General features: G+C 40.5%; 8 protein-coding genes. 4 read left to right on the top strand and 4 right to left on the bottom strand.

Annotation, left to right across the window (positions count from 1 at the left end):
- From F607_RS32385 to F607_RS0127460, 4 genes are all read left to right on the top strand, one after another.
- Nucleotides 1-1621: RHS repeat-associated core domain-containing protein (locus F607_RS32385; protein WP_038292752.1), on the top strand; the 1621-nt coding region annotated here is incomplete at its 5' end.
- Nucleotides 1622-1624: 3 nt separating this feature from the next.
- Complete coding sequence (locus tag F607_RS0127470; protein ID WP_027710524.1) at nt 1625-2029, top strand: hypothetical protein; 405 nt, start codon at nt 1625-1627, stop codon at nt 2027-2029.
- 207 nt (nt 2030-2236) lie between these two features.
- Nucleotides 2237-2497: a hypothetical protein gene (locus F607_RS0127465; protein ID WP_027710523.1), complete on the top strand. Its 261-nt coding sequence runs from the start codon at nt 2237-2239 to the stop codon at nt 2495-2497.
- An 8-nt stretch (nt 2498-2505) separates the two neighbouring features.
- Nucleotides 2506-2832: a hypothetical protein gene (locus tag F607_RS0127460; protein WP_027710522.1), complete on the top strand. Its 327-nt coding sequence runs from the start codon at nt 2506-2508 to the stop codon at nt 2830-2832.
- Between the two features lie 375 nt (nt 2833-3207).
- Here F607_RS0127460 and F607_RS0127455 read toward each other — a convergent pair whose 3' ends face one another.
- From F607_RS0127455 to F607_RS35070, 4 genes are all read right to left on the bottom strand, one after another.
- Nucleotides 3208-4338 (bottom strand): acyltransferase family protein, encoded by a 1131-nt coding sequence (locus F607_RS0127455; protein ID WP_027710521.1) that lies wholly within the window; start codon nt 4336-4338, stop codon nt 3208-3210.
- 476 nt (nt 4339-4814) lie between these two features.
- Nucleotides 4815-5765 (bottom strand): phage baseplate assembly protein V, encoded by a 951-nt coding sequence (locus tag F607_RS0127450; protein ID WP_027710520.1) that lies wholly within the window; start codon nt 5763-5765, stop codon nt 4815-4817.
- Complete coding sequence (locus F607_RS0127445) at nt 5759-6442, bottom strand: hypothetical protein (protein WP_027710519.1); 684 nt, start codon at nt 6440-6442, stop codon at nt 5759-5761. The genes F607_RS0127450 and F607_RS0127445 overlap by 7 nt, the downstream gene beginning before the upstream one ends.
- A partial coding sequence (locus F607_RS35070; protein ID WP_038292747.1) for a baseplate complex protein occupies nt 6384-6643 on the bottom strand: 260 nt, incomplete at its 5' end. The genes F607_RS0127445 and F607_RS35070, both read right to left, overlap by 59 nt.

The following is a 6643-nucleotide window of genomic DNA, read 5'->3' as shown; positions in this document are numbered from 1 at the left end:
CAATATTACCCATAAATCCGATGTCGGTGATTACCAGTACGCAGACAAGTGTGGTAGCCAACAAGCCGGTCCCCATGCGTTAACCAAAACCTCCGACAGCCAAAACGCTACCTACTGCTACGATGCCAACGGCAACATGACCAGTGGCAATGGTCGTACCGTGCGCTATACCACCTTTGATAAGCCGGATCAGATCATTCGCGGTGACTACCAAATTGACCTGGTGTATGGTCCCGATCAAAAGCGCGTGCGCCGGATCGATCAAGGTCCCACCGGCACCAGCACAACCTATTACCAGTCGGGTATTTATGAAAAGGTGGTCAGTGATACGGGCAAAATACAGCACAAGCATTACATTGCTGACGTTGCCATTATCACTAAAACCGAAAATGCGGGTAGCGAAGATGGCACAAAAACCAATTACTTCCACCGAGATCACTTAGACTCACTCACCGCCATCACTGACCAAAATGGCCAAGTTATAGAACGCTTCAGCTATGATCCCTGGGGTAAACGCCGTCAGACGGATTGGCAAGCCGCGATTGATTTTACACAAATCACCAGCACCATTACCAAACGTGGCTTTACCGACCACGAGCACCTTGATGGTGTGGGCCTGATCCACATGAATGGGCGCGTTTATGATCCGAATGTGGGGCGTTTTTTAAGTGCTGATCCGTTTATTCAGTTTGCGGATAATATTCAGAGCTATAACCGTTACAGCTACATCCTAAATAATCCTCTCAATGGAATAGATCCGACGGGGTTTATTACCGAAGGGATTACTAAAGGGATTACTAATTGGTGGAATAATTTATGGAATAGTGGCTCACCTGAAAATGCCCCTATTGAGGCTTATAACAATGGAGGTTCTGAAAGTGGGCCTGCGGATAATAGCTATATTACTCCGCTCAGAGCAGAGTACCAGCCTCAGAAAGAATTGAACTACGGTGAACAAATCGCTAATGATGTCATGAACCACTACAACCGAATAGGTCGTGGTGAGTCGAATACCACTGATGGCAGTGATTTTAGAAATAGGTATACAACGACTCCTTTAAGAAGGGAGAATTTTGGTGGCAGAGGTAAAGAAGGAAGTAGGCAAAGCGGTATTAATGTTAATAAGCCCGATGCACAAAAGCGTGGCAATATGGGCCTCTTTGATGACAGAGGTGCTGAAATATTTGATCATTGGCTTGGTGGTTCTGGCGATCCTTTCATTCGGGTTGGAGGTGAATGGGGAACCTATATGGCGAACAATCATCGGCTTAGTTTGCAAATCTATGGCGCTTTGATCGATGACTCTTATACTCGAACACAGTCAGGCATAGTTGATATAACTATTCATGGTGAAATCCAAAATGGTTATAGAACTGGTTATGAAATGCTGCACGGATCTCATTCTGGTCTAGGTGACTTACGATTGTTAGGCTTTGTTTCCGTAGGAAATCGAGGGCGGTTGAGCTACGACGTAACTGCTACATGGAATGATAAGATCGATCCAAACTTTACTTATCCAATGGATAAAGCCGCCGCAGGAGTTCTGAAGATATTCTATTCTCCGAAGAATTACAATATTCATATAAGTTGGCCAGTACAAAGATCGTTTGGAGGTGAATAAGTTATGCTATGTATAAAAAAGCTTGCTCGAGTCGTTTGTGGTTTATTTGTTATTTTGTCTATGAGTGGCTGCGTTGAAAGACTGCAAACTGGTCAGCCTGTTACTTCTCTCGGTGAGTTCGAGTTTGAGAGTGGTTTAACGTTATCTGTTGTCGATAACGAAGGAATTATTGATTATTCGTTGATAGATGAAAGTGGAAATCGCGTAATTAAGTCCAATCAAAGAGCCAGTATTTTTCAGCGTTGGATGATTGTTTGGGATGGAGATATTCTTTGGTTTTCAAGTGGAGATATAGGGAGTGTTGCTTGGGTTAAGGTTGATGGAAGCTTTACTTCCAAGGACATAAATAAGATCGGAGACTTGAAGGGGAATATGCCTAGAGAAATCATGGAGTTTATTAAAAGGTAATCTATCGTCCCCTAAACTAGCCCAGTTCGCTGGGCTTATTGCTGTTTGGCCGAAGCAATTTTGAATGGATTTTTGTTCAGTTAATCGCCGCCAGCGTTCTATGATCTTCCCCCCTCATTCAAGGGATTTATCTAGCTAGGGTGGTTGGCCCTAACGAGCTTACAAGCATGTTGGCAACAGAGCAATTTTCTATAGCTGGTAATAGTAGTGGTTGGGAGCAAAAGCAGTTTTGGACTTGAAGTGAATTCTGGAACTATTAAAGGACAATCAGGCAATGGTTGGGCTGGTAGTATCTTTGCTGGTAGGGCTGGAGCAACAATGAAATTTGATGATAATGGAAATGTATCTGGTGCTGGAATTGATGCCGGCGTAGGTTTAAAAGTATCAATTGCAAGAGAGGCTTCTTCCACGCTTACATTACGTACTGGCTATACAGAATCAGGGTGCAGTAATTTTGTATGTAAATAGGAGGTTTTATGGAAGCAGACTTTTTAAATATAGCTGGAGCCTTTGTTTTAGTTTTACTTACGATTTCTTGGTTTTGTATGCTTGGTTTTGCAATTTTTTCGATTATTTTATGGTTCAAATTATTTAAAGACTCAAATAGAAATGGTGGTTTTTTATCTAAAATTATACCTATTTTTATTTTTAATAGCTCAATATTAAGTGATGAAGAAAAAACATCTAGGAAAAAATTTTTTAAGGTATTTGTGGCTTTTCTTTGTTTGGTAATTTTAAATATTGCATTATTATTTTTTGTAGATAGTATGCCAGCTTTAAAGTTTCCTGAAGGCTTGTATTAAGGGCCATACTTTTGGCCAAATAAGTGGTTAGACCAGAGGTGAAACTTCTCAGGCTTACCCGCCAACCTATATTTATTTTCATTAAGGCTCGCTTTTGTGGGCCTTTTTATTTCTCCGAGTAAATTTTAAAATGATAAGATCGATCCAAACTTTACTTATCCAATGGATAAAGCCGCCGCAGGAGTTCTGAAGATATCCTATTCTCCGAAGAGTTACGATATCCATATAAATTGGCCAGTACAAAGGTAAGCGCCAAAGCAACTACACCCTGCCATCAATCAAGGTAAGCAAAACTATCATCTGTTCTTTGATAAGACGAGACTAATCAATATATACTATCAAACTGATTAAGTGTGCAGACTCTCCACATAAAAATTAGTTTGATAAGACATTCTTAGTTGAAAACAATTTATTTGCTTTCGCTCTATTATCTTTATCTTTCAACGTATTAAACTGACGTTTTTTCAATTTCATACACGGTTTTTCAACTAAAAACCAAGACAGCACACCCAGTAAAAGGACAACTGTTAGCACTAAATATAGATATGAACTCGTGTGCAAATAACCAAAGTACATTAATACATTGATAACAGGTATATGGTAAATATAAATACCATATGAGAAATCATTTCCTTTTAATAAATAATTGCTTGTTTGTGTAAATGAGTAAGCAAAGGAGAAGATTGTGGTCGCTAACAGTAAAAATGCTATTGGATTGATACCATTTCCCTTATCCCAACCAAAAACATCAACGGTAACATATGATACTAGACAGTATAATGGGAGCAAGTAAAAAAATTTTCCCGACAGCATACTGTAAAAATATTCAAAATTCTTTTGAAAAAATACACCAACTAAAAACATCCATATCCAAGGTATAAAAGATACGACTAGGATTTTAAAAATAACATTATTCGCATACATTGCTTCTAGCTGATACTTAGCAATATGAAAAAACAAAAAGAAAACAATCAATACAGCTAGCTTCCAGTTTTGGTTAGTTTTTTTCGCTAATCCAAATAACCAATACAATACTGGCAAAACTAAATAGAACTGAATCTCTACCGTTATAGTCCAAAGACTTCCATTCAATACACCGGTACCAAAGTCTCGCATAAATGCAGGGTTATAGAACTGTAGAATACTAATTTGTCCTACTATCCAAATAATAAATTTATCAACATTGAAAGATCTATTATCAAAGTAACCTGTTACAAACACACTCACTAAAGCAATTACGGTACACACTATTAAAGCAGGATAAAGTCTGAGGACTCTATTCCTCGTATAATCCCCTATATGAGAATTATTCTCATACGACTTACTAATGAGGAATCCACTAATAAAAAAGAAAATGGGAACGCCCGGAAAATACTCCAATAATGTTAAAAAAACCGAATCAGCATAGTTTATTTTTAAATGCGTAATGGTATGACTAATAGCTACCTGTAGAGCAGCTAATAAACGAATCACATCAAAATTGTTTGATTTAAAGGTATTATTCATGTATGACTTAACTACTGTGGACTACTACTTAACGTCTCAGCGCTACATATACACCCCATTTTGAACTAAGGCTCTAACTTAGTCCAGTTTTTCAAGGAAAACACCTTACCAAGGAAGCTTTATTTTTACTACACTATTGACTCAAGTTAAGCGCCTTGAAATGAGAAAAAGCATATATGATGTGTAAGCTTAACTATTATACTGATTAATAAGCATGATTATAGTTATCAATACTGAGGACAGTTTTTAGGGTATTAGCATACCGTTATACAGACCTTGTATCATAAGGGCTTTATTTTATTGCAAGTTACCAGATGGCCTAAGTTGCCATAAAGTTCAAGAGCACAGCTACAGCCTGTAAGTTCTCGTTTTAACCAAGCTCTAAAACTGTCCAAGCTATTGTAGTTATAAAAGACTCTGTAATTAGTTTTAATGCCTTTAATCAAAAAATGTAATAGCCTTCTAAAGATAATTCTTTACAACATACCTTGTAAACGCTTGTTCTGCCGATGTGTGTTTCCGGCTTGCGTTAGCAAGTCAGACTTATTCGTAGGCCCTGCTGGAGTATGATCATGGGTTGATAGCCCCAAAAACGCTTGCTCCACCACCGCCATAAACTCAGACAACAGCTGCAGTACATTATCGCTTTCATTTCCTAGCCAGACTTTGCCCCCGTCTTTGACTTGGGTGATTTGCTTAAGCTTAGCCAGGCTATGTTTAATACCATTAATGTGCTCCTGCATATCCTTACCCACCACTGTATGACTGTCATTACCAGTCGCCACTTTTAAATTATCAATGGCAGCTAGCTCAGCCGTTCCCCCTGAGTGCAGTTTCAAGGTGCCCATAGCTTCCAGCGTTTTACTACCACCAATAGTTTCGGTGCTATGTTCGGCGACGGTTGTCTGTTGGCTTTGAGTGTGGGTTTCCTGGTGAAGGGTTTCTAGCTGATAGTGCTGGCATTCATCCTTGATACTGGTATCCGTTGATCGTTCCCAAGCGCCGCTCTGGTCACAGCGCTGGTAGCTTAATGGATGTTGCTGCCAGCGCTGTTCTTTCTGTTCCAGGTTGGGTAACGATAAACCATGCGGTAACACCTGTTGTATAAACGGCTTATTCGGCAAGCCATAGACGAAGCCCACCACTACCTGGGTACCCACTTCCGGTAACCCATAAAAACCCTGCTCCTGTCCTGCACTGGCCATGGGTACGATTAAGCTGTGCAGGATAGGCAGTTTCTTGTCAGGCTTACCCTGGGCGTCTAGCACTTCCACATCCACGGCATAATGGGGTCTAAAGTCATCGCATAGGTCACCTTGTTTCGGTGGATCACTGATCGCTAGCACACGACCATAACGGGGTAAATGATAATTACCGGCCAGCTCTGGAAATAAACTCAATACAATACGTTTAATGGCGTCTACCATGTCACCACCATTTGATTATTTTGCCATTGTGTTTTCTGAATACGGCGACCATCGACTAATTTTACTCCAGGTCGTACCTGGGGAATGGCCGCGATTTGTGCACTGTTGTGCGACTGATGATTAATTAAAAACTGATCGGGGATGGTCACGGGTTTATTGGCCCAGTAGCTGTGCTGCCAACTCCCCACAAACACCTGGCCATCGCCTTGCTGTTGCCAACAATAATCCTCAATAGCAAAAGCCTCCTTGAGGGAGGCCATAGCAAACAGCCCATTATTGAGGCTGTAAAAATAAGGGATTTTGGTGTTGGTGTAGGGTTGCTCTGGGGTAATAAAGGTTAAACCAGTGTGTTTGGCCATCTGATTTAAGACGTCATTTAACTGCACATGCCGTAAATTCATCGGTAACGGATAATGCAAAATGCCGGTTAATTCCCTGCAAAATAGTTGTTGCTGGTGCTGATCGACGGTGGTGATTTTTTCGATATAGCCTAAAAAGATTTGTTGTAGATTATCACCATAACCAATGGCCATTTTTACGACTGATTTCGGCGTTAATGGCGTGTTAGGCCGAACCACAAACGTCGCTCGTCCTGGAGCATTCATCGCCAGCCGGATATCATGCCGTACCAGCGGTAGAGTCTGCTGATTGATTGTCAGCACGCTGTTCAGTTTCACTGGGTCCTATTGCCTCATCAATTTCTTTTAAATACTGTTCAAACGCTGTTAACTCTGGTTCTTTTTGGGTATTAGCCTCGGTTTTTGTCTGGCCATTGGGTGGAATACTGTTTCCATCGGCCTGCTGTTTTTTAGGGGCTTTTTTCGGTTGGCGTTGTTCGACTTTTTCAGGCACAGAACGGTATTCTGATAAGGTAAATT

The sequence above is a fragment of the Zooshikella ganghwensis DSM 15267 genome (assembly GCF_000428585.1).
In the GTDB taxonomy this organism is placed as follows: domain Bacteria; phylum Pseudomonadota; class Gammaproteobacteria; order Pseudomonadales; family Zooshikellaceae; genus Zooshikella; species Zooshikella ganghwensis.
Note: the sequence above shows the minus strand (reverse complement) of the source record. Positions and strands in the feature narration are given on the sequence as shown.